General features: G+C 61.4%; 14 protein-coding genes. 7 read left to right on the top strand and 7 right to left on the bottom strand.

Going from position 1 to position 21,757, the window contains the following annotated elements:
- Positions 1–108: 108 nt before the first annotated feature.
- The 4 genes from ACTF4R_RS16490 (at position 109) to fdhF (ending at position 6,570) form a co-directional block, all read left to right on the top strand.
- On the top strand, positions 109–255 hold the full coding sequence (locus ACTF4R_RS16490; RefSeq protein ID WP_007543159.1) for a DUF2080 family transposase-associated protein: 147 nt from the start codon (positions 109–111) through the stop codon (positions 253–255).
- A 3-nt stretch (positions 256–258) separates the two neighbouring features.
- Entirely contained in the window at positions 259–1,488 is a 1,230-nt protein-coding gene (locus ACTF4R_RS16495) for an RNA-guided endonuclease InsQ/TnpB family protein (protein WP_440008943.1), read from the top strand.
- Between the two features lie 235 nt (positions 1,489–1,723).
- Positions 1,724–3,247, top strand: a complete 1,524-nt coding sequence (locus ACTF4R_RS16500; protein ID WP_440008944.1) for an NADH-ubiquinone oxidoreductase-F iron-sulfur binding region domain-containing protein — start codon at positions 1,724–1,726, stop codon at positions 3,245–3,247.
- Positions 3,244–6,570 (top strand): formate dehydrogenase subunit alpha, encoded by a 3,327-nt coding sequence (fdhF, locus tag ACTF4R_RS16505; RefSeq protein WP_440008945.1) that lies wholly within the window; start codon positions 3,244–3,246, stop codon positions 6,568–6,570. Before ACTF4R_RS16500 ends, fdhF begins: the two co-directional genes overlap by 4 nt.
- Positions 6,571–7,969: 1,399 nt before the next feature.
- Here the strand turns inward: fdhF and ACTF4R_RS16510 are convergent.
- The 7 genes from ACTF4R_RS16510 to ACTF4R_RS16540 all read right to left on the bottom strand — a co-directional run bounded on the left by ACTF4R_RS16510 (position 7,970) and on the right by ACTF4R_RS16540 (position 16,539).
- Entirely contained in the window at positions 7,970–9,364 is a 1,395-nt protein-coding gene (locus ACTF4R_RS16510) for an orc1/cdc6 family replication initiation protein (protein WP_433634223.1), read from the bottom strand.
- 318 nt (positions 9,365–9,682) lie between these two features.
- Positions 9,683–10,066 carry a hypothetical protein gene (locus ACTF4R_RS16515; RefSeq protein ID WP_440008946.1) on the bottom strand — a complete coding sequence of 128 codons (384 nt, stop codon included), beginning with the start codon at positions 10,064–10,066 and terminating at the stop codon, positions 9,683–9,685.
- Positions 10,067–10,630: 564 nt separating this feature from the next.
- Positions 10,631–11,725: an ABC transporter ATP-binding protein gene (locus tag ACTF4R_RS16520; protein WP_440008947.1), complete on the bottom strand. Its 1,095-nt coding sequence runs from the start codon at positions 11,723–11,725 to the stop codon at positions 10,631–10,633.
- Positions 11,722–12,900, bottom strand: coding sequence for an ABC transporter ATP-binding protein (locus tag ACTF4R_RS16525; protein ID WP_440008948.1), 1,179 nt, complete (start codon positions 12,898–12,900; stop codon positions 11,722–11,724). The genes ACTF4R_RS16520 and ACTF4R_RS16525 overlap by 4 nt, the downstream gene beginning before the upstream one ends.
- Positions 12,900–13,823 carry an ABC transporter permease gene (locus tag ACTF4R_RS16530; RefSeq protein ID WP_440008949.1) on the bottom strand — a complete coding sequence of 308 codons (924 nt, stop codon included), beginning with the start codon at positions 13,821–13,823 and terminating at the stop codon, positions 12,900–12,902. The genes ACTF4R_RS16525 and ACTF4R_RS16530 overlap by 1 nt, the downstream gene beginning before the upstream one ends.
- Complete coding sequence (locus tag ACTF4R_RS16535) at positions 13,820–14,836, bottom strand: ABC transporter permease (protein WP_433634247.1); 1,017 nt, start codon at positions 14,834–14,836, stop codon at positions 13,820–13,822. The genes ACTF4R_RS16530 and ACTF4R_RS16535 overlap by 4 nt, the downstream gene beginning before the upstream one ends.
- Positions 14,837–14,880: 44 nt before the next feature.
- A complete protein-coding gene (locus tag ACTF4R_RS16540) occupies positions 14,881–16,539 on the bottom strand; it encodes an ABC transporter substrate-binding protein (RefSeq protein WP_440008950.1) in 1,659 nt (552 codons plus the stop codon).
- Positions 16,540–16,765: 226 nt separating this feature from the next.
- Here ACTF4R_RS16540 and ACTF4R_RS16545 point away from each other — a divergent pair, with 226 nt between their 5' ends.
- The 3 genes from ACTF4R_RS16545 to ACTF4R_RS16555 are packed head-to-tail and all read left to right on the top strand — an operon-like array spanning position 16,766 to position 21,745.
- Entirely contained in the window at positions 16,766–18,805 is a 2,040-nt protein-coding gene (locus tag ACTF4R_RS16545; protein WP_440008951.1) for a hydantoinase/oxoprolinase family protein, read from the top strand.
- Positions 18,802–20,634, top strand: a complete 1,833-nt coding sequence (locus tag ACTF4R_RS16550) for a hydantoinase B/oxoprolinase family protein (RefSeq protein ID WP_440008952.1) — start codon at positions 18,802–18,804, stop codon at positions 20,632–20,634. The genes ACTF4R_RS16545 and ACTF4R_RS16550 overlap by 4 nt, the downstream gene beginning before the upstream one ends.
- On the top strand, positions 20,627–21,745 hold the full coding sequence (locus ACTF4R_RS16555) for a M24 family metallopeptidase (RefSeq protein ID WP_440008953.1): 1,119 nt from the start codon (positions 20,627–20,629) through the stop codon (positions 21,743–21,745). Before ACTF4R_RS16550 ends, ACTF4R_RS16555 begins: the two co-directional genes overlap by 8 nt.
- Positions 21,746–21,757 lie beyond the last annotated feature (12 nt).

Raw genomic sequence — 21,757 nt, forward strand, 5'->3', positions numbered from 1 at the left:
AGCGCAATAGGGAGGAGATACAGCGCTGCATATTTCTCAAACACCTACGACACCCGACCCACAGGCCCATCGCTTCCTTTATGTCTATCCATGGTCTATACATCAGTGATGGATAGGTTTGAAATCGAAGGCGAGGAAGTCCTTGACGGGACTGCAAAACCGTCAGGCAATAGCGCCCACGTCATCGTTCCCAAACGCTGGCGCGGAGCCGATGTGAAAGTCGTACGCGTTTCCGAACCCGATTCAGACGAGTAGACCATGCAGTACAACTACAAGTATCGACTCAACCCACCGGAGGCCCTCCGCGAGGAACTCCGCCACCACGTCGATACTTGTAGGCAACTGTACAACCACGTCCTCTACCTGCTCAACGAGTCTGACGACATCCCTGCCCGCTACGAGGTGCAGGGACAACTACCCGACCTCAAAACGTGGTGGGACGACCTCGGAGACATTCACTCGAAAGTCCTCCAGATGGTGGTCAAGCGTGTCTACGACAATCTCTCCACGCTCAAAGCACAGAAGGAGAACGGACGTGCCGTGGGTATGCTCAAATGGAAACGACCTCGGGATTATCGGTCGCTCACCTACAACCAGTCCGGCTTCAAACTCAAGAATACGAGTGGTCGGCCTGCCTTGTCGTTGAGCAAAATCGGTGAGATTCCGATTCACCTTCACCGAGCCATCCCCGAGGACGCGAGTATCAAACAGGTCACGGTCAAACGGGAACCAACGGGCGAGTGGTACGCCACGTTCGGCATCGACGTGGACAAAGACACTCCCGAGAAACCTGAGACGCCGGAGCAGGTCGTTGGCATCGACGTGGGGATTCTCAAGTACGCACACGACACCGATGGATATGCCATCGGGAGTCCCGACTTCGGCGAAGAACGTGACCGGCTCGAACGCACTCAACGCGACCTCTCACGGAAGAAACACGGTTCCGAAAATTGGGAGAAGCAGCGGAAGGTCGTGGCCGAACGCTACGCAGATCTGAAGCGAAAGCGGCGAGACTTCCTCCACAAGTTATCGAACTACTACGCCCGCGAGTACGACTTGGTGGCCGTCGAGGACTTAGACGCGAAAAGATTGGTCGAACTCCCCGGTAACTCACGAAATCGCGCAGGTTCGGCGTGGGGGACGTTCCTCAGAATGCTCGAATACAAGTGCGAGCGTGAGGGAACACACTTCGTCGCGGTTGACCCGAAGGACACGACGAAGGAATGTGCATCCTGCGGTGTCAAGACGGACAAGCCGTTGTGGATTCGTGAACACTCGTGTCCGTCGTGTGGATTTGAAGCGGATAGAGATGCGAATGCGGCGTGGAATATTCTTTCTCGCGGTCTTGAAGAAGTAGGAGTGGTTCACTCCGAATCAACGCCTGTGGAGACTGCGCTCCCTGTGGATACACCTGTATCTGCAAAGCGCGTCGTGGAAACAGGAAGCCCCACCCTCAACGAGCGAACGGCGACAGCCGTGAGGAAGTAGGGTGGGGTAGCTCACCAGTTCTAAACGATCCGGCTCGTATCGTATGTCAGCAATCAAATAAACTGTGGGATAGTCGTCACTCTGGGCACGGCCGAGGATCCCCTGCCCCGTCAAGCTGTCCGATAACTGTACGATCGATTCCCGATTAGCTATACAATATTTTTAGTTTGTTATTTAATTTTACAGTTCGATGTTTGGAGTGGTTTTTTACCATCCGACTACGTGGTGTGTGCCGATGTCAAACGACAGGGGAACCGTCGGCCGTTCGCCGGTCATCCGCGTCACGGTGGACGTGACAGCTGACCGGGGAAACAGGGTACTCGACGCTGCTCGCGATGCCACCGATTCGATCCCCGTCGTACGGACGGGAACGACTGGAATCGGAGAACTCGAACCGCTCGTCATCGCGACTGACGGGGGCGAGACCGCCTTCTTCGCATCCCCTCGCCCGTCGACAGTTCGTGACCTCGCAGCCGACGTAGAAGCGAACGGGCTTCCGACCGACCGCGCGGATGCCATCGTCGAACACGCTCCAGGGGTGGCGTCGCTGCCGGTTCCACCGGACAGTCCGTTGGCGGTCGGTCGACGCCGCGTTCTCGGTCCCTGCGGATGGGTCGACCCGCTCGACCCGAACGAGTACGCGCTCGTCTCGCCCGAACGAGACGCCGGCGACATCGCGGACCTCGGACTACTCGGCCGCGGGAGAGGTGACGCCACCGCCGACGAACCCGCCGCCGACGCGTGGAAGCAAGCGCGCCAGACAGACGGTGAGCCCGTCGTCGTCGTCAACGCCAACGACGCCGACGACCCATCGCGGACGGACCGGACGCTGCTCGCCGGCGCGCCGATGTCCGTCCTCGACGGGATGGCAGCTATCGCCGAGTACATCGGTGCCACGGACGCGGTTATCTACCTGAACGAGACCGACACCGGACTCCAGCGGCGCGTCCACCGCGCCGTCGAGGCAGCCGAAGGGAAGCTGCCGGTCGTCCCCCAGATCGTCGTCGGCCCCGACGAGTATCGCGCCGGTGCGCCGACGGCCGCACTCGAATCGATGGAAGGAGCAGACCGAATCGAACCGCGCCGTCAGCCACCGACACCTGCGACGTACGGACTCTACGGCCGCCCGACGGTCGTCCACACGCCACGGACGGTCGCCCAGGTACAGTGCGCGCTCCGCGACCCAGACGCGTACGACTCAGACGCTGCCGATCCCGGCACCCGACTCGTGACCGTAACCGGCGACGTGGCCGCTCCCGCGACCATCGAGCTAGCATCCAGCGACAGTCTCGCCGTTGCACGGGACGCCGTCGATATGGACGGGGACTTCAAGATGGCCTGCGTCGGCGGCGTTCTCGGCGGAATCACCCGCAGTTTGGATATCACGGCGACCGCCGGGTCCCTCGACGCGGCAACGCTCGGGACGGAAGGCGTCGTCGAACTGTTGAACGACGAGCGTTGTGCGGTCGCGACCGTAGGCGAGCGAGCGCACTTCGCGTCGACGGAGAACAGCGGCCGATGCGTCCCCGGCCGAGAGGGGACTCGACAGCTCACCGATCTGTTGCGCGATATCTACCAGGGCTCGTTCGAGACGGACAAGATTCGCGAACTCGGTCGAGTGATGCGACGTTCGAGTAACTGCCAGATCGGAGCGCATGCACCGCGTCCGGCGCTCACCGCGATAGAGGAGTTCGAACCGGAGTTCCAAGCACACGTCGATAGCCGCTGTCCAAGCGGCACCTGTTCCGAAAACCTATGAGTACTGACGACCCACTTCCAGGAGTTCCAGATCTCGACGATCCACAGCACCAGACGTCGGTCACGGCGGAGTTCGAGACCGGTACAGCGAACGATTCCGAGGCGGGAACGGACAGCGAGACGCCAACGACGCTGACCGTCAACGGAACGTCTGTCTCGGTACCGCCGGGGTCGACCATCATCGACGCGATGCAGGCCGTCGACGACGCCACGGTGAATGTCGAACCGGGCGCCGATGGCGTCGAGAAAGACGCCGACGTTCCCGCGTTGTGTTACTACGACCGAGACGGGGACGGGAGCGACGAAATCGGACCGCGCAGCGAGTGTCGTACCTGTATGGTCGAGACGGAACGACACGGGCTGGTTCCGTCCTGTTCGTTCCCGGCCGAGGACGGACTGACGGTCGAGACTGACACACCCGACGCCGAGGAGAGTCGCAGCGTCAACCTCGACCTCGTGCTCTCAAATCACAACCTCCGGTGTACGACCTGTAACGGCAACGGTCGCTGTGAACTTCAAGACACAGCGATCAGCGAAGGCGTCGACCACCCGCGCTACGGCGTGTTCGACGACCGCGACGAGTACGAACCCATCGACGATACCTCGTCGTTCATCCAGATAGATCGCAACAAGTGTATCCTCTGCAACCGGTGCGTCGAGAGCTGCAACGACGTCCAGGTCGAGGGCGTCCTCCGCATGGAAGGGCACGGCGAGGACACCCGCATCGGATTCCAGTCCGACGCCGAGACCATGGCCGACTCGGAATGCGTCTCCTGTGGGCACTGTGCCACCGTCTGCCCGACCGGTGCACTCACCGAGAAAGGTATCGGCGGCGCCGGGACGCTTCCGCTACCCGGCTTCTCTCAACGGAATTCCGTCGGCACGGTCATCGAAAGCGACGACGCAGAGACGCTGGACGACACGGCCGCCCCGAACCGCTCGCCCGACCCAGGTGGCACCGTCGGTGTCGACGCGGACACGACCGCCGATTCGGGCGACGTGGCAGGTGTCGCTCGGTTCATGACCGGAGCGAAAAAGCGCGCAGCGGACCTCGCTAGCGAGTACGGCCGGAAGGCGATGCTGTTCGGCGAGCACACCGCCGAGAACGTCGCGACGAAAACGCTGTCCGAAGGACGCCTCTTCGACGTCGCCGACGCAGTCAGCAGCCATCGACTCGACAACGTCGACACCGAAGAGACCACCTGCGGGTTCTGCGCGGTCGGCTGTCGCTTCGAGATGTGGGGCAAGGACGGCGACGCGCTCGGCGTCCAACCGGTCGCCGACCCCGACACGGCACCCGCCAACAACTTCTCGACCTGTGTGAAGGGCAAGTTCGGTCACGAATTCTCCAACAGCGACGAACGTCTCACGCAGCCGCTCGTTCGCAACGACGACGGCGAGTTCGAGACGGTGAGTTGGGACACGGCCCTCGACTACGTCGCCGAGAACCTGGACCGAATCCAGGACGAACACGGTGTCGACGCAGTCAGTTGCCTCGCCTCATCGAAGGGGAGCAACGAAGAAGCCTACCTCGTCCAGAAGTTCGCCCGCCAGGTGCTGGGGACGAAGAACGTCGACAACTGCGCTCGCCTGTGTCACTCTTCGACGGTGGCCGCACTCCAGCAGACGCTGGGCTACGGCGCCATGACCAACCGCATCAACGAAGACATCGGGGAGGCCGATGCCTACCTCATCACCGGGTCGAACACGACCGAATCGCATCCAGTGCTGGCGACCCGTATCAAACAAAACGTCCGCGACGGCGCCGATCTGGTGGTGTTCGACCCGCGCAAGGTCGGTATCGCCGAACACGCCGACCAGTACACCCGGACCGAGCCAGGTTACGACGTCGCCTGGATCAACGGCCTGATTCGATACGTCATCGAACACGACCTCCACGACGAGGCGTTCATCGAGCGCAACACCAAGCGTTTCGAGGCGCTCAAAGAGAAGGTCCAGCCGTACACGCCGGAAACGGTCCAAGAGCTGGCCGGCGTACCGGCGGACGAACTCCGCGCTGCTGCAGAGACGCTGGCCGAGGCGGAGAACGTCGTCTTTGGCTGGGCGATGGGAATGACCCAGTCCAGCCACGGCACCCAGAACATTCTCGCGCTCGCGAATCTCGCGCTCACGCTGGGCCAAGTCGGTAAGCCGGGCGCTGGCCTCTCCCCATTCCGCGGGCAGAACAACGTCCAGGGTGGTGGCGGCGACATGGGAACGCTCCCCGGAAGTCTGCCCGGCTACCAGGACCCGTCCGACGAAGACGTCCAGAAGAAGTTCGCGGACGCGTGGGGCGAACGCCCGCCCGAAGAGCCCGGTCTCAAGGTGCCGGAGATGTTCAGCGAGGTCCACGAAGGCAACCTCCGAGGGATGTACATCGTCGGTGAGAATCCCGCGCTCTCCGAGCCTGACGTCCAGCACGCCGGGGAAGCCCTGCGGACGTTGGATTTCCTCGTCGTTCAGGACATCTTCATGACCGAGACGGCGGAACACGCCGACGTGATACTTCCCGCAGCGACCTCGCCGGAGAAACACGGCACGTTCACCAACACGGAACGCCGCGTTCAGCGCGTTCGACCGACCGCCGACCCGCCGGGAAGCGCACGTCAAGACTGGGAGATAACCCAGGAACTGGCGAGTCGCCTCGGGTACGACTGGGGCTACGACCACCCGCGGGAGGTCATGGACGAGATCAGCGATCTCGCCCCGATCTACGGCGGCGTGAGCTACGACCGGCTCGAAGAAGGCGAGGAGCACGGCCTCCAGTGGCCCTGCTGGGACGAGGACCACCCCGGTACGCCGTATCTCTACGACTACGAGGACGGGAACTTCAACTTCGACGACGGCCTCGCTCGCTTCGTCCCGGCGGACGGCGGTCGTCCCGGCGAGGTTCCCGACGAAGAGTACCCACTCACGCTCACCTCCGGACGCGTCCTCTACCACTGGCACACTGGACAGCTCACACGTCGCGTCGAAGGACTCATGGGCCACGTCGGCGAGAGCTTCGTCGAGATACATCCTCGGACGGCTGACCGGCTCAGCGTCTCCGATGACGAGTACGTCCGTGTCGAATCCCGCCGGGGCGACATCGTCGTCAAAGCACAGGTGACCGACCGCGTCGGCGAGGGGACGCTGTTCATCCCGATGCACTTCGCCGCCGGCGCCGTCAACAAACTCACGCAGGAAACGTTCGACCCGCAGGCTGGCATCCCCGAATTCAAGGTCTCCAGTGTCCGCGTCGAGTCACTCGGTCCTGAAACCGACGCCACCGTGCTCAAAACGCCCGACGTCGGAGGTGCCAACGACGGTCATCGACAGCGATAACGTGGGTAGTACCACGGTAGTCTAAAGGCGGAGCAGGCCGAGTGCCTCGGGTCGTTCGAGAGAGCTTCACGCTCTCGTGATGACGAGACGCCGTCGGCGTCTCGAACCACGTGACCCCGAGGCGGTTCACCCTCGCTAGAGAATCACCGTGTGACGAACTCGTCCTTCCTCCACCCTCTCCCCCCATCTTCGAAGTGTAACACCAGAAACGGACGTGCCACGAAATCTCGGTCTGATTGGAGGTGAGGAGGCAGTAGCCGGCGATGAGGTACAAGCGATCAGGGGCTGTTTACTACACGATTGGCTTTATAACCGAAACTTATAAGTCTATGTCTATAAAACAATACCCGCAAACTAAGTTATTACTTAGAATTGGAGGGGTGATAGTGGGAGAGATATCGGCGTGATGGTGCTCTCGGCCTTCCAGGGTAGAGTTACACTTCGATGATGGGGGGAGGGGAGCGAACCAGTGGCCGACGTTGTTACAACATAACGAGAGGCGGGTTTGTCCCTCTCTCCGGCTACGATCGACAGATCGAGCAAAAGAAAAACGAGATGAACGAGGACACCCATGGGAAAAGAGAGACGAAAGGTACGGTCTGCCTGCGTCAAACGACGATTCAGCACACGGTACTCTCACAGAACGTTTAACTATGCTCGCAAGTCGAGGCCGACCACGGCTATCGCGAAGCTCCCCTATTGGTGACAGAGTAAGTAATCACCCCGGAGCGTGAGAGATTCTACGCGTTCAGCTGTGTGGAAGCTGTGTTCGAGGTTGAACGAGAGGTGTTACACTTCGATGACGGGGTGAGGGGTGGTTTGGTGTGGTATATCCCCACGATGGCTGTTGAAAGCAAGAACAGAACGTATCACAACTACTGGACGAGTAGCTAGTTACACTTCGATGACGGGGGTGGTGTGGCCAAAAAGTGCATGCAGGCATCGCGGTACGTCCCCCAGTTACACTTCGATGACGGGGTCGGCCTTCCTCCTCGGTAGCCGAATAGCTGGAGAGTAATTCCTCCCAGGTCCTCCGGACCGTCGAGTCACGTTCCATCGAACGCTCCCCTCCCTTGCGAGGGGTGAGGAGCGCATATACACTTCGATACAGGGGTCGGCTAGTAGGCACACTGTCTTACAGAACGGACGTGGTGAATGTACACTTCGATGCAGGGGTCGCTTCGCTCTTGGTTACACTTCGATGGAGGGGTTGGAAAGCCGGAGAAAACGCTCTGCTGGAGCGTGTGAGTAGCGAACCCGGTTTTCGACACCACGATTGTTCGACGGCAGATACACTTCGACACTGGGGTGAGTACCGATAAGAGAACCGATGCAGGTGCTGGCAGAGTTAGTCAGTTACACTTCGATGCAGGGGTTCTAAGGGCTCGTCGTCCGTCGATTATGACCCTTTGAACTGCTGCATCTTCGTTTTTGCAATGGTCTTGAGGTGGTCCGTTTCGCTGGCGATCGCCGACAGACGGGAGTCCTCTGCGAGCAAATCGAGAATCGGGCGAGGGTTGTCGGAGAAGGAGAACTCCATGTACATCCCTTGTCCCCGGCCCCGGCTTTTCCGCTCGGCGTCCACGATTCCGTACGTGTTGAGTTCCTTGACGTACTTGATGTAGGTTTCACGCGTCATCTGGTCGGCATCCAGCAGTTCGGTGATCCACTTGTAGACCTGATATCCAACGGGACTGGGGACGGACGTGGTGGCATGATCAGTGTGGACAGCGACGGCCGCCGTTGCGTACAGTGAGATTTTCTTTTGCGTGGAGAGCCCTTCTATCTGGGTCAGCATCCGGTCTTTATCGACTTCGTCCTGCGAATCTCGGACGTGTGATTCCGTGACGACGTCGTCGTTTTGTCGGTCAGCGAGATCGCCAGCTTTCCGGAAGAGATCGATGCCTTTGCGAGCGTCACCGTGGCTCTGGGCAGCGAAAGCTGCGACGAGAGGGATGACGTCGTCACTGAGAGCGCCATCGCGGAAGGCGTCACGGCGATGTTCGAGGATTTCACGGAGTTGGTTCGCGTCATAGTCGGAGAACGGGATGTCTTCGGGATTGAACGAACTCTCCGACCGGCCGTCGACGTTCTCCATGAATTTGGGATCGTTCGTCAGGGCAGCGACGGACACAGTTCCCTCGATAGTGTCCGTTTTCCCTGCCCGCGACAGCTGATAGAGCAGCTTCGAGTACGCGGGCTCGTCTTCGCGACCGACGAGGAGGTCGATCTCGTCGAGGATGAAGATAACCGAGTCGTAATGCGTGTTGACGAGCTCGTAGAGCCGGTCGTACTTCTGTTCGGTCGAAACCCCGGTCGCTGGAACGCCGGTGTCGACGCCGACGTCTTTCGCGATGTTCTCCACGAGTTTGTAGACTGCACGGTCGAGCGTCGTAATCGGCTGGCAGTTGAGACTGACGACGCCGAAGTTGATATTCTGGGATTCACAGAGTTCGACGATTTGCTCGCAGACGGCTTTGATGATGAGCGATTTCCCGGTTCCTGCTGGCCCGTAGAGGAGCATGTTGGGCGGGCGTTCGTCGCGGAGAGCGGGTTTGAGATAGGCGACGACGGCCTGCAGCTGGTCGTCCCGGCCGACGATGCGCTCTTCGTTGATGATGGTGTCGGGTTCGACGAGATTCCGGTTTACGAAGACGGAGCCTCCAGAGTCTTCTTCGAGGAGTTCACGAATGGTTTGTTGTCCGGAGTCGTCGTCTACCGGCGAATCTGCTGCGGTGTCCTCCGGGATATCAGAGAGAGCATCGTCGGGAGGCGCTGTGTCATCGCCTGGCATGTACATACCAACTAAAACAAAGGATAAAAAACTACCTATGTCGAAGTCTATCCATCCAGAAATCTGGTCGTAACCATCTCTAATGCACGACCAATAAAAGGAGGCCGGGACCGTGACCGAAGTATAATACGAGAATCCAATAACGGGAATTGTTTACACCTTCTCCAGTAAGGATAGAAGGGTATCCAATCAGGCTCTGTAACTGCACTTACGGAAGGTGTGATTCAAGAACATAGGATGGTTCCGGCCAGAGTTCTCTCCCACGTCAGGAACTGAGTGCACTAATGATTCAGGGGATATCCATCCTATCAAACACAATTATGACTCTGTCTCGGCATCCTGTTTGGCGGATTGCCCGGTTTGGCCACCTTGCTTGCGGATTTGGCGAACAAGGTTGAGATGGAGGAGGTGGAGATGCATTCCGATACCAAAGAGCAACAGTCCCATCCCGACGAAGATGAGCGGGAGGAGGACTGCGTTGACGGCAGCGGCAACACTGTTGAGATTGGCGGGCAGCACTGCGACCACAGATAGTATGAACGCACCGATAATAACGCCAAGCCCAGCCTTCACAAGCTGTGAATACCGTCCAATCCGCTCAATTCGCTCCTCAATATCTGTCTGGTCCGTCGCCGACGAACTATCAGCCATCTCTACCAGTCTCCTGTAGGGTGGTCTTAGTGGCAGTGAGTTCTGTCCCATCGTCGGTGGTCGTCATGGTGGGTTGACGTACAGGTGTTCGACACTAGTAGCTTGTTGCCTTGACCCGACTGCGCAGGACGTCCACGGAGTCATCTGCCTATACGTGAACGCGGACCACACTGGTGCGGACTACGTACGCTGGGCGACGGATGTGACTGCCACCACGGTCGGAATCCCGCTCGACACCGGCGTGCCCATCGCCGCTGCCCTGACGGCGTCGTCCCGTCGGAGGCCGCAGAGTCAGGCACCCACCCCAATCGTCAAATCCGGAGACACCCGTGCTCTACGTAATGGAGAATTCGCGGACACCAATCAATTCCGGCGAGGAAGTTGCGCTCGATCACCTCGAGCAGTACCTCGACGCAGCAGATGATGACGAGACCCGACGGCTGGCTTGCGTGAGCGTCTCGTGTTGCTTTCGCCGCCCCCATGGATCAGTGACGGAGCGTGGACGAGAACGATAGCAGCGATTGTGATATCACTCGAGACCAGGGGTGGTTCGTGGTGGTGAAGAATTCGGGGATCACGAGCCAGTTCGTTCGAGTGCCCCGATCGGACCGATCGTCACTGGTCGGTTCGGAGTCGCTTCCGTTCGGCTTCCGTGCTGTACTCGTCGACGGCCGGTTGCTGGTCTCCCGGATAGAGGAGGCACCGCACCGAGTGTCCCGGCGCGACCTCCACGAGGTCGGGATGAACCTTATCGCAGGCGTCGAATCGCTTGTGGCAGCGCGGGTTGAACGGACAGCCGCTCGGCGGATTCGCGGGATCGGGTGGTTCGCCTTCGATGTCGATCTCGCGCGGCTTGAGTGCTTGTTCGTCGGACTCGACGACGGGAATCGCCGATAGAAGTTGCTCCGTATAGGGATTCAACGGGTTCTCGAACAACGTTTGGCTCTCGGCAATTTCCATGAACTTGCCGAGGTACATCACGCCGATTCGGTCGGCGATGTTCTTCACGAGACTCAGATCGTGACTGATGACGAGGTACGTCAGGTCGAGTTCGTCCTGTAGGTCTTCGAGGAGCGAGATGACCTTCGCTTGTACGCTCACGTCGAGTGCGCTCGTCGGCTCGTCGAGGACCACGAGCTTCGGATTGAGAACGAGCGCCCGGGCGATTGCGACGCGCTGCTTTTGACCGCCCGACAAGCCGCCGGGATACCGTCGTTTGAACTCGATCGGGAGATCGACCTGGACGAGCGCATCGTTGACGCGCTCCAGTCGTTCCTGCTTGGACCCGATTCCGTGGACTTTGAGCGGATCGGCGACGATGGCGCCGACTCGTCGGCGAGGATTCAGTGACGATGTCGGATCCTGATAGACGACCTGGAGGTTTCGGCGGACGGGTCTGAGGTCTCGATTGGAGAGCGTGGAGATGTCCCGGCCGTCGAAGACGATCCGGCCGTCCGTCGGATCCAACAACCGGGCGACGGTCTTCGCGAGCGTCGTCTTGCCACAACCGCTCTCACCGACGACGGCGAACGTCTCGCCCGCCCGCAAGTCGAAACTGACGCCGTCGACCGCCCGGACTCGCTGCTGGGACCCGCCGAACCACCCCGATGAGACGGGAAAGTACTTCTTCAACGCTCGGACCTGCAGGAGCGCGTCAGTCGGGTCACGGCGCTCGTCAAAACTGGCAGTCGCCGTCTCATTCGAAGTCATCGTGACCGGTCCTCCTGGCTGTACGCTTCGGGCGAGACGTCGGTCGGCTCGGCGTCCGCGTCGGGACGGTCGTCGCGGTCCGATTCGGCCGGGCGACCGTATTCGACCTCCGCGTCGCTGATCGACAGCGCCGTGTCGAGACTCATCCCGTCCTCGTAGAGGTAGCAGGCGACGTCGTGGTCGTTCTCCCCGACGGTGAATCGGTCGGGCGGATCGACGTCGCACGTTCCGGCCATGTACGCGGGACACCGTGGATGGAACCGACAGCCGGACGGCGGCTCCGTGTAGTCCGGAATCTGGCCGGGGATTCCGGCGCTGTCGAAGGTCGTGAGCTTCGGAATGCTGTCGATGAGCCCGGTCGTGTACGGATGCAGGGGGGCGTCGAACAGCTCTTCGGTCCGGCCCGCCTCGGCGATGGTCCCCGCGTACATGACGTAGATGCGGTCGGCCAGTTTGCGAGCGACGCCCAGGTTGTGCGTGATGTACAGCATCGAGAGGTTTTGTTTTGCGACGCGTTCGGAGAGCAACTCTAGGATCTGCTCTTGGACCGTGACGTCGAGTGCGGTCGTCGGTTCGTCGGCGATGATAAACCGTGGGTCGTTGAGCAACGCCATCGCGATCAGGACGCGCTGGCGCATGCCGCCGGAGAGTTCGACCGGGTATCTGTCGAGGATTCCCTCTGCGTCCGGTATCTGGAGCCGTTCGAGCATCTGCACGCAGCGGTCTCGAATCTCGTCGTCGTCCACCCCGGGCCCACGACCGAGATACTCCTTGAGCAGCGTCCACCAGCTGACGTCCTCCTGGCCGTGATAGGTGATCACGTCCGCCATCATCGAACCGACGGTGAACACGGGACTGAGGTGCGTCATCGGGTCCTGAAACACCATGCTCATCTCGTCGGCTCGAACGCGATCGTGGCGGTCCGGATCTCTCAGGAGTTCGGTTCCCTCGTAGCGAACCGACCCGTCGACGATTTCGCCGGGTGGCTGTGGCAACATTCCCATGATCGTCTCTGCGGTGACGCTCTTCCCGCAGCCGGTTTCCCCGACGAGCGCCACCGTTTCGCCGTCGTGGACTGTTACGTCGACCGCGTCGAGCACTTGCTGGCGGCCCTCGTACGTCTCGAAGTGGACGGTGAGATCGGAGACGTCCAGCAACGGGGCGTCGTCCGCCATCATTCCACCTCCACGTCGAACATGTCCCGGAGGCCGTCGCCGAGGAAGTTGAACCCGAGGACCGCGAGGAATATCGCCAGTCCCGGGAACGTGGAGTACCACCAGTAAGCGGGGAGGAACTCCCGACCTTGGGCGGTCATCGTCCCCCACTCCGGCGTCGGTGGCTGCGCGCCCAGTCCGAGGAATCCCAGCGCCGACCCGACGAGAATCGCGTACCCCATGTCGAGGCTGAACTTCACGGTGACCGGCGCGAGGATGTTCGGGAGGATGTCCCGGGAGAGGATTCGCGGGGTGCTCGCGCCGATTCCGCGGCTCGCTTCGACGAACGTCTCTTCGCGGACCGACAGTACCTCACCGTACACCAGCCGTGCGTACCACGGCCACCAGACGACCGCGATCGCGATCATCGCGTTCGTCAAGGTCGGCTGGAGTGCCACGCTGACGGCCAGCGCCAGCACGAGCGGTGGAATCGAGAGGAAGACGTCCGTTACGCGCATCAACACGAGGCCGATTCCTCCCCCGAGGTAGCCCGCGAACAACCCGATAGGGACGCCGATGGCGATCGCGATCGAGAGGACGACGAGGCCGAGGATCAGCGAGATGCGCGTCCCGAAGATGACGCGGGACAGGATGTCCCGGCCGACCTGGTCGGTGCCCATCGGATGGTCGAGACTCGGCGGCTCGAACGACTGGGAGAAGTGGACGGCCGGTTGCCCCTGATAACCCGCGTCCGCGGGATACGGGGCGATGTACGGCGCGAACACGGCGAGGGCGACGAACGCGAAGATCACCGCGAGCCCGAGGATCGACATCGGGTTCTGGCGGAAGCGGTACACGACACGGTCCGCCTTATCGAATCGGTCTCGGAGTCGTTCGATGCGTGTCGTTGCTGCCGATAGAAGATCGATGCCTGTGCGTGTCATAGTTCCTCACTGAAGCGGACGCGCGGATCCAGATATCCGTACAGGACGTCCACGAGGAAGTTCGCGAGGAGGAATGCGACCCCGATGACCAGCGTCACCCCCACGATGGCGTTGATGTCCTTTTGCAGGATCGCTCTGACGCCATAGGCCGACATTCCTGGCCAGCCGAAGACGATCTCGACGAGGAACGCCCCCCCGATGAGGAACCCGTAGTCGAGCCCGATGATGGTCAGCGTGGACGTGAACGACCGTTTCAGGATGTACTTGTACGCGATGAACTTCTTGGGAATGCTGTGGACCCGCAATCCCTCGATGTAGTCTTTGTTGAACTCCTCGAGGAAGCTCGAGCGCGTGATTCGCGCGATGTCGGCCATCGGTGCAAGCGACAGCGTCAGTGCTGGCAAGAACAGATGCCAGGCGACGTTCACAAACGCGTCGGGATTGAGCGTCATGACGCTGTCGACGAGGTAGAGCCCGGTGATGCGCTGTAACTCGACGTCCCCGATGCGGCCGGTCGCCGGGAACCAACTGAGTCCAAACGCGAAGATTACCTGCAGGACGATCGCGGACCAGAAGCGAGGGAGCGACACGCCGAAGAACGCGAAGCTCCGGCTGGCGTTGTCGGGCCACTCGTCTTTGTGTTGGCCAGCAACGACGCCGAGTGGAACGCCGAACACGATGGCGATCAGCATCCCGACCGTGGTCAACTCGACCGTTGCGGGGAGGAACTGTGCGATGTCGGTCGCAACGTTGTTGTTCGTCACGAGCGACTGGCCCATGTCCCCTCTGAGTAACCCAGTCATGTACTCGACGTACTGCGTCCAAAGCGGCTGGTCGAGTCCCATCTGTCGGCGCAACTGTGCGACCGCTTCGTCGGTCGCACGTGGCCCCAACGCGAGCCGCGCTGGCTTGCCGGGTATCACTCGCGCGATGACGAAGATGAGGACTGAAACGCCGAAGAACACGGGAATCGTCGATAGCGCGCGACGCAATAGGTAGCGACGGTAGTTCATGCTAGGTTCTCTGTGTACAGTCCCCGGAAGGGGGCGGTGGCGAGCTACTGACTCTCCGTGTAGCGTTCGAACTGGTGCGTGTAGCCGTTGATGCCGTTGTTCGTGAAGCCGTTCACCCGGTTGTTGAACGCCCATCGTGAGACGTCATTACAGACGAACAAGGCAGCTGCATCCTCGGCGAGAATCTGCTGCACCTCCGTGTAGGCTTGCTCGCGCGTTTGATCGTCGAGCGTGGTTCGTGCTTGCGTGAGCAGCTCGTCGACCTGGTCGTTCTCGTACTTCGAGCCGTTGTTGTACGTGTTCGTGTTGCTGCTGTGCCACATGTTGTATAGGAGTGCATCCGGGTCCGCGTACTGGATGAGGCTCCACAAGGGGAACATCTGTGGCGACGACTGGATGTTCGACGACTGCGAGACGATACTCGTCCACGGAGCTTTCCTGACCTCGAATTCGATGCCGAGGGGATTGTAGTTCGACTGCATCAGCAGTCCGAGGTTCCGCTCGGTGGTGAGCCCCGACACGTACGTGTACGTAATCGAGATATCGTTCGGGTTGTAGTCGGACTGCTGGAGTTGCTGGCGCGCCTGCTCCATGTTCTGGGTGTACGACGGAATGTCATCGGTCGAGTACTGCATCGCCGATGGCAGCGGGCCGACCATCTTCTCGGCACCGACGAAGACGTCGCTGAGCGCCGTGTCGTAGTCCAACGCGTACGCGAGCGCTTTCCTGACGTTGATATCGTCCAGCGGTTCGACCTGGGTGTTCATGAACACGAAGAATGGCGCGAACGTCACTTCGTTGCTCACCGAGATGTTCGAGTTGTTACCCAGCTGTTGGTAGGTGTCGACCGAGAGCCAGACGTCGGTCATGTCCGCTTGGCCGTTGTTCATCATCCCGGTTATCGTCGACACCTCCATCTGGAGTTGGGCGACGACGCGTTCGTAGGTGTTCCCATCGGGCCACTGTCCCCACCAGTCGCCGTGTTTGTTCATGACGATGCGCTGGCCCGTTTGATGATTCTGCAGCGAGTAGGGGCCACTTCCGGCGTCGTTCTGCTCGAGCCATTGCGTGCCGTAGTCGCCGTGGTCGCCAAAATCACCGTCCTGCTCGTTGGCCGTGACCTGATTTCGGTTCACGACGAACATCCAGGGGAGTGTGGAGACGAACGGCGCGTACACCTTCTGGAGCGAGAGTTCTACCGTCGTTTCGTCGACGGCGGTGGCGCTATCCGGGGTGAGGACGCCGTCCCACATCCAGGATGGGCCGCGCTGCATTCGCATCATCCGTTCGACTGAGAAGACGACGTCTTCTGCCGTGACGGGGTCGCCGTTGTGGAATTGTGCGTTGTCTTGGAGGGTGAGTGTGTAGGTTTTGCCGTCGTCGCTGACTTGCCAGTCTTGTGCGAGTCCTGGTTCGACTTCCGGCGGGAAGGAGTTGCTGTAGCCTGCGAGGCCATCGTACAGCGTGTGGCTGATGATGCCTTCGAGTTCGTCGCCGGACTTCATCGGGTCGATGGAACTCGGTGCGACGATGGTCGCGTACACGAGGTCGGTACCCGATTGGTCGGATTGCTGTGCGAGTGTGTTCGTGTCGTTCGAGCCGTACGCTCCCACGTGCCCACTGAATAACGTCGCCGCTCCCACTGCGCCGCTTGTCTTGAGGAACTTTCGTCTCTCCCAGTCACCCTTGGTTTGGGGTGGCATACCACAATATCCTTCGATGAATGATTATTTATTTCTTTGCACCAGTACCGCCCCGGACGTTGAAAATAGTAAGTTAATGGCGGATGATTCGGCTATTTATTAACCTATTCACGACCGAATTGTTATGGTCTATTCCCCGAATCGGTTCCTTTCGTCGAAGCGGAGCGAGGTAGGAACTCAACTTTATATACGTCGACGAAGTCACTAGTGCGGGGCATGATAACACATGACGGAACGACTGGCGGTCGATATTGGCGGCACGTTCGTCGACGCCATCACCTACGACCGCGAGACGACCGACATCGCACTCGAAAAAGCATCGACAACGCCACACGCGCCGACGGACGGCGTCCTCGATTCGATCGATAAAGTCGACGCCACCATCCCCGAGACGGAAGCGTTCGTTCACGGAACCACCCTCGGCATCAACGCGCTTCTCGAACAGAACGGCGCGAAAACGGGCATCATCACGAACGAAGGATTCCGAGACATCCACGAAATCGGCCGAACGAACGTCGCACGCGACGCGATGTACGACATCCAGTACGAGAAACCCGAACTATTGGTTCCGCGGCGGCGAACCGTCGGCGTCCCCGGACGAATCGACGCCGACGGCGACGTCAAAGAACCGCTCGACGAACAAGCCGTCCTCGACGCCGCAGACCACCTCTTCGACGACCACAGCGTCGACGCCATCGCCGTCACGTTCCTCCACTCCTACCGCAATCCAGCCCACGAAACCCGCGCACAGGACCTGATTCGCGACGCCTACCCCGACCGGAGCGTCTCGATATCGAGCGACATCACGCGCGAGTACCGCGAATACGAACGCACGAGCACGGCCGTCCTCGACGCCTACATCAAACCAATCTTCGAATCGTACGTCGACGACCTCGACGCCGCCCTCACCGACGAAGCGTTCGACGGTTCGTTCTTCATCACCCGCTCGGGCGGCGGAACGCTCACGGCCGACAGCGCAAAAACTGCGCCCGTCCACACCATCCTATCGGGACCAGCAGGCGGACTGATCGGGGCGGCCTCCGTCGGCGATGCCACGAACCGGGATAACCTCATCGCCGTCGACATGGGCGGCACCAGCCTCGACGCCTGCGTCGTCGAAAACGGCGCGCCCGCCGTCGAGTACGAGGCCGAACTCGAACACGTCCCGATGATGATTCCCGTCTACGATATCCGAACCATCGGGGCCGGCGGCGGCAGCATCGCGTGGCTCGACGGTGACCTCCTCAAAGTCGGCCCACAGAGCGCCGGCGCAGACCCCGGCCCGATCTGCTACGGGCGCGGCGGAACCGACCCGACTGTGACCGACGCCGCGCTCGCACTCGGCTATCTCGACCCCGAGTATTTCCTCGGCGGCGAGATGGACCTTTCCGCAGACGAGGCGCTCGCCGGCATCCGTGACCAGATCGCCGACCCACTCGATACGTCCACGACCGACGCAAGCGAAGGAATCTTCCAGGTGACGCTCGCGAACACCATCGGCGCGATCCGCGAGATAACCGTCGAGAAAGGCCTCGACCCCCGCGACTTCACCATGCTCTCGTACGGCGGTGCCGGCTCCATGTTCGTCCCCTTGCTCGCACGCGAGATGGGCGTCCAAGAAGTCATGATTCCGCGCGCTCCGTCGGTCTTCTCAGCGTGGGGAATGTTGATGGCCGACGTCGTCTCAGACGTCGCACGGACACACACCGCCGTCCTCGACGACCTCTCCGAACAGGCGGCCGACGACATCTTCGCCGACCTCGAAGCCGAGGCCGCGGAGACGCTCGACGCCGAGGGCTACGACCCCGAACGCCAGCGCTTCGAACGGTACGTCGAGATGCGGTACTTCGGTCAGGAACACACTGTCGAGGTTCCGGCCGACGACCTCGAGTCAGTCGCCGACCTCGGCGAGCGATTCGAACGCCAGCACGACAGCCGGTACGGCCACACCATGGACGACCCCCCGCAAGTCGTCCACTTCCGCGTTCGCGCCATCGGCGAGAACGACAAACCAGCACTCGAGCAAGTCGACGCATCGTCGAGCGGTGACCCATCGCCGGCTGACACCCGGGAGGCGTACTGTTTCGCACGCGAATCCGAAACGTCGTTCGACGTCTACGACCGCGAACAGTTCGCGCCGGGCGACCGAATCGACGGCCCGGCGGTCGTCCAGGAACCGACGACAACCGTCGTCTTCCATTCCGACCAGACGGCCAAGGTCGACGACTACGGCCACATCATCATCCACCAGGAGGCAGAACAATGAGCGACACCGGACCGGACGCGGACGTGACAGAGACAGCCGTGGACGCCGCGACCGTCGAGGTCGTGCGCAAATACCTCACCTCGGCTGCCACCGAAATGCAACGGACCCTGATCAGGACCGCCTACAACACCATCATCTACGAGATCCTCGACTTCGGCATCTCACTGTACGACGCCGAGACGAACCTGATCGCGGATTCGCCGGGACTCCCCGTGTTCCTCGGCGCGAACGACTACGGCCTCCGCAAGAGCGTCGACCACGTCGGCGAGCAGAACCTGAACCCGGGCGACATCGTCCTCGTGAACTATCCGTACTGGAGCTCGACCCACACGCTCGACGTGCTCGTGTTCATGCCAGTGTTCTACGACGACGAACTCATCGGCTACGCGACGAGTCGCGCCCACTGGCTGGACCTCGGCGCGAAAGACTCCGGGTACGTGCTCGATTCGACTGACATCCATCAGGAAGGAATCATTTTCCCGGGGACGAAGGTCTACAAGAACGGCGAGCCCGACGAGGAGATCCACGACCTCATCCGGTTCAACTCACGGATTCCCGACAAAGTCATCGGCGACCTCAACGCCCAGGTCGCGGCGCTCCGAACGGGCGCAACTCGCCTCCAGGAACTCTACGAGAAGTACGGAACGGACGTCGTCGAATCATGCATCGAGACGATCATCACCCACGGCGAACGCTCGGCGCGCGACGCCGTCCGAGCGCTCCCCGACGGGTCGTGGACCGGCGTCGACTACGCCGACGGAATCTACCGCGAGGAAGACGACCTCATTCGGCTCGAAGCCGAGGTGACGATCGACGGGGAGTCGTTCACCGTGGATTTCTCCGGGTCGTCCGACCAGGTGGACGAACCGCTCAACATCCCGATCGGGATGACCCAATCGATCTCGAAGCTGTGTTTCAAGACGGTGACGACGCCTGACGAGGACTCGAACGCCGGTCAGTACGAACCGCTCGACGTCTACGCTCCGGAGGGCAACCTCTACAACGCGACGTATCCCGCGCCGACGTTCACTATCTGGCCGGGACTACTCGGTATCAACGTCATCTACGAAGCGCTCGCGAAGGCGCTCCCCGAGCAGGTGCCGGCGAGTTCGGGCGGGGACGTCTGCGACATCATGCTGTACGGCGAGCACCCCGAGACGGGCCGCCAGTTCGTCGAAGCGAACAACGAGGGTGTCGGCTGGGGTGGGTCTGCCGACCACGACGGCCAGAACGCGCTCATGCACATGAGCGAGACGATGGTTCGGAACATCCCCATCGAAGTGTTCGAGAACAAAGCCCCCATCGAGTTCGACCGGCTCACGTTGCGCCAAGACTCCGGGGGTGCGGGGAAGCATCGCGGTGGGCTCGGCATCCAGCGCGACTTCCGTTTCACGCACCCCGTCGGTGCGCTCTCGATCGTCCAGAAAACGAAGACGGAGGGATGGGGACTGGCGGGCGGTCACCCCGGGGCGCGCAACGTCGTCGCGCTCGATCTTGAAGACGACTGGCACGACCGGGTGGAGGTGCTGGTCGACAACGACGACCTCTACGTCGACGAAGACGATGACGACGTAGACCAAGGCAACCGCAAGTACGCGGGGATGTTCCGCGGGACGTTCCAGCCGGGTGAGGTCATCTCGAATCGGTCGGGCGGTGGCGGCGGCTACGGTGACCCGTACGAGCGCGACCCGGAGGCGGTCCGTGAAGACGTCCTCGACGGGTACGTCTCTCGAGGGGCGGCACGCGCCGAGTACGGTGTCGCGGTGACCGATGAGGACGAAATCGACCGGGACGAAACGGAGAATCTGCGGAGACGGACCGATGACTGACGCCGAATCCCCGTTCGAGACGCGGCTTCGGGCGTGTCAACAGCGTCTCGCCGACCGAGGGTTCGACGGGGTCGTGCTCTTTCCGAGTCCGAACCTCTACTACGTCTCTGGGTTCCGTGAGGAGCCGAGCGAACGCCATCTGTTCCTTATCGTCTCCCGCGACGACGCCGCGTTCGTCGCACCGGCGATGTACGACGACCAGATTCGTGCGGCGTCCCCAATCGAGGACTGCCGGACGTGGCAGGATGGGGAGGATCCGATGGCGGTCGTCTCCGACATCGTGGCCGACTTCGGGCTCGCCGATGGGACGGTCCTGCTCGACGACCGGCTGTGGGCGCAGTTCACTCTCGACGTCCAGTCGGCGTTTCCGTCGGTATCGTTCGGGCTGGCGAGTGAGGTGCTCGACGCGTTGCGGATGCAGAAAGACGAGTACGAACTCGGCCGGCTGCGGGACGCAGCCCGTCTCTCGGACCGGGTGAGCGAGGCGATTCGCCAGCTCGGACCGGACGCTATCGGCATGACTGAACGCGACCTCGCCATCGAAATCCGGCGTCGGTTGGTTGCCGAAGGTGCCGACGACGTGTCGTTCGAGACGATCGTCGGATCGGGGCCGAACGGCGCGCAGCCGCACTATCGGCACGGCGACCGCGAGATCGAGCGCGGCGATCCGGTCGTGCTGGACTTCGGTGGCGTGGTGGACGGGTACCCCGGTGATCAGACGCGGACGGTGGTGTTCGCTGGTGAGCCACCGGCGGGGTTCGAAGAGGCGTACGAGGCCGTGCTGGCGGCGTTCGAAGCTGGCGTCGACGCTGTCGAACCCGGCGTGCAGGCACAGGCGGTCGATCGTGCGGCGCGGGGTGTGCTCGAGGAGCGGGGGTTTGGCGACCAGTTCCTCCATCGAACTGGCCACGGAATTGGGCTCGAAGTGCACGAGGCACCCTACATCGTGGAGGGGAACGAGACCGAACTGGCGCCGGGAATGGCGTTCAGCGTCGAACCGGGCGTGTACGTGGCGGACGAGTTCGGCGTGCGCATCGAGGATATCGTGGTAGTGACCGAGGCGGGCTGTGAGCGACTCAATGATTCGTCGAAGTCGTGGCGGGCGCGCTGACACGTAGCGAGC

The organism is Halomicrococcus pelagicus (assembly GCF_051917725.1).
Taxonomy (GTDB): Archaea; Halobacteriota; Halobacteria; order Halobacteriales; family Haladaptataceae; genus Halomicrococcus.

What these genes read in the sequence shown, in the direction of transcription:
- ACTF4R_RS16535 (WP_433634247.1), bottom strand. Translation starts at nt 14,836, where the DNA reads ATGAACTACCGTCGCTACCTATTGCGTCGCGCGCTATCGACGATTCCC.
- ACTF4R_RS16525 (WP_440008948.1), bottom strand. Translation starts at nt 12,900, where the DNA reads ATGGCGGACGACGCCCCGTTGCTGGACGTCTCCGATCTCACCGTCCAC.
- ACTF4R_RS16495 (WP_440008943.1), top strand. Translation starts at nt 259, where the DNA reads ATGCAGTACAACTACAAGTATCGACTCAACCCACCGGAGGCCCTCCGC.
- ACTF4R_RS16530 (WP_440008949.1), bottom strand. Translation starts at nt 13,823, where the DNA reads ATGACACGCACAGGCATCGATCTTCTATCGGCAGCAACGACACGCATC.
- ACTF4R_RS16500 (WP_440008944.1), top strand. Translation starts at nt 1,724, where the DNA reads ATGTCAAACGACAGGGGAACCGTCGGCCGTTCGCCGGTCATCCGCGTC.
- ACTF4R_RS16550 (WP_440008952.1), top strand. Translation starts at nt 18,802, where the DNA reads ATGAGCGACACCGGACCGGACGCGGACGTGACAGAGACAGCCGTGGAC.
- fdhF (WP_440008945.1), top strand. Translation starts at nt 3,244, where the DNA reads ATGAGTACTGACGACCCACTTCCAGGAGTTCCAGATCTCGACGATCCA.
- ACTF4R_RS16555 (WP_440008953.1), top strand. Translation starts at nt 20,627, where the DNA reads ATGACTGACGCCGAATCCCCGTTCGAGACGCGGCTTCGGGCGTGTCAA.
- ACTF4R_RS16545 (WP_440008951.1), top strand. Translation starts at nt 16,766, where the DNA reads ATGACGGAACGACTGGCGGTCGATATTGGCGGCACGTTCGTCGACGCC.
- ACTF4R_RS16510 (WP_433634223.1), bottom strand. Translation starts at nt 9,364, where the DNA reads ATGCCAGGCGATGACACAGCGCCTCCCGACGATGCTCTCTCTGATATC.
- ACTF4R_RS16540 (WP_440008950.1), bottom strand. Translation starts at nt 16,539, where the DNA reads ATGCCACCCCAAACCAAGGGTGACTGGGAGAGACGAAAGTTCCTCAAG.
- ACTF4R_RS16515 (WP_440008946.1), bottom strand. Translation starts at nt 10,066, where the DNA reads ATGGGACAGAACTCACTGCCACTAAGACCACCCTACAGGAGACTGGTA.
- ACTF4R_RS16490 (WP_007543159.1), top strand. Translation starts at nt 109, where the DNA reads ATGGATAGGTTTGAAATCGAAGGCGAGGAAGTCCTTGACGGGACTGCA.
- ACTF4R_RS16520 (WP_440008947.1), bottom strand. Translation starts at nt 11,725, where the DNA reads ATGACTTCGAATGAGACGGCGACTGCCAGTTTTGACGAGCGCCGTGAC.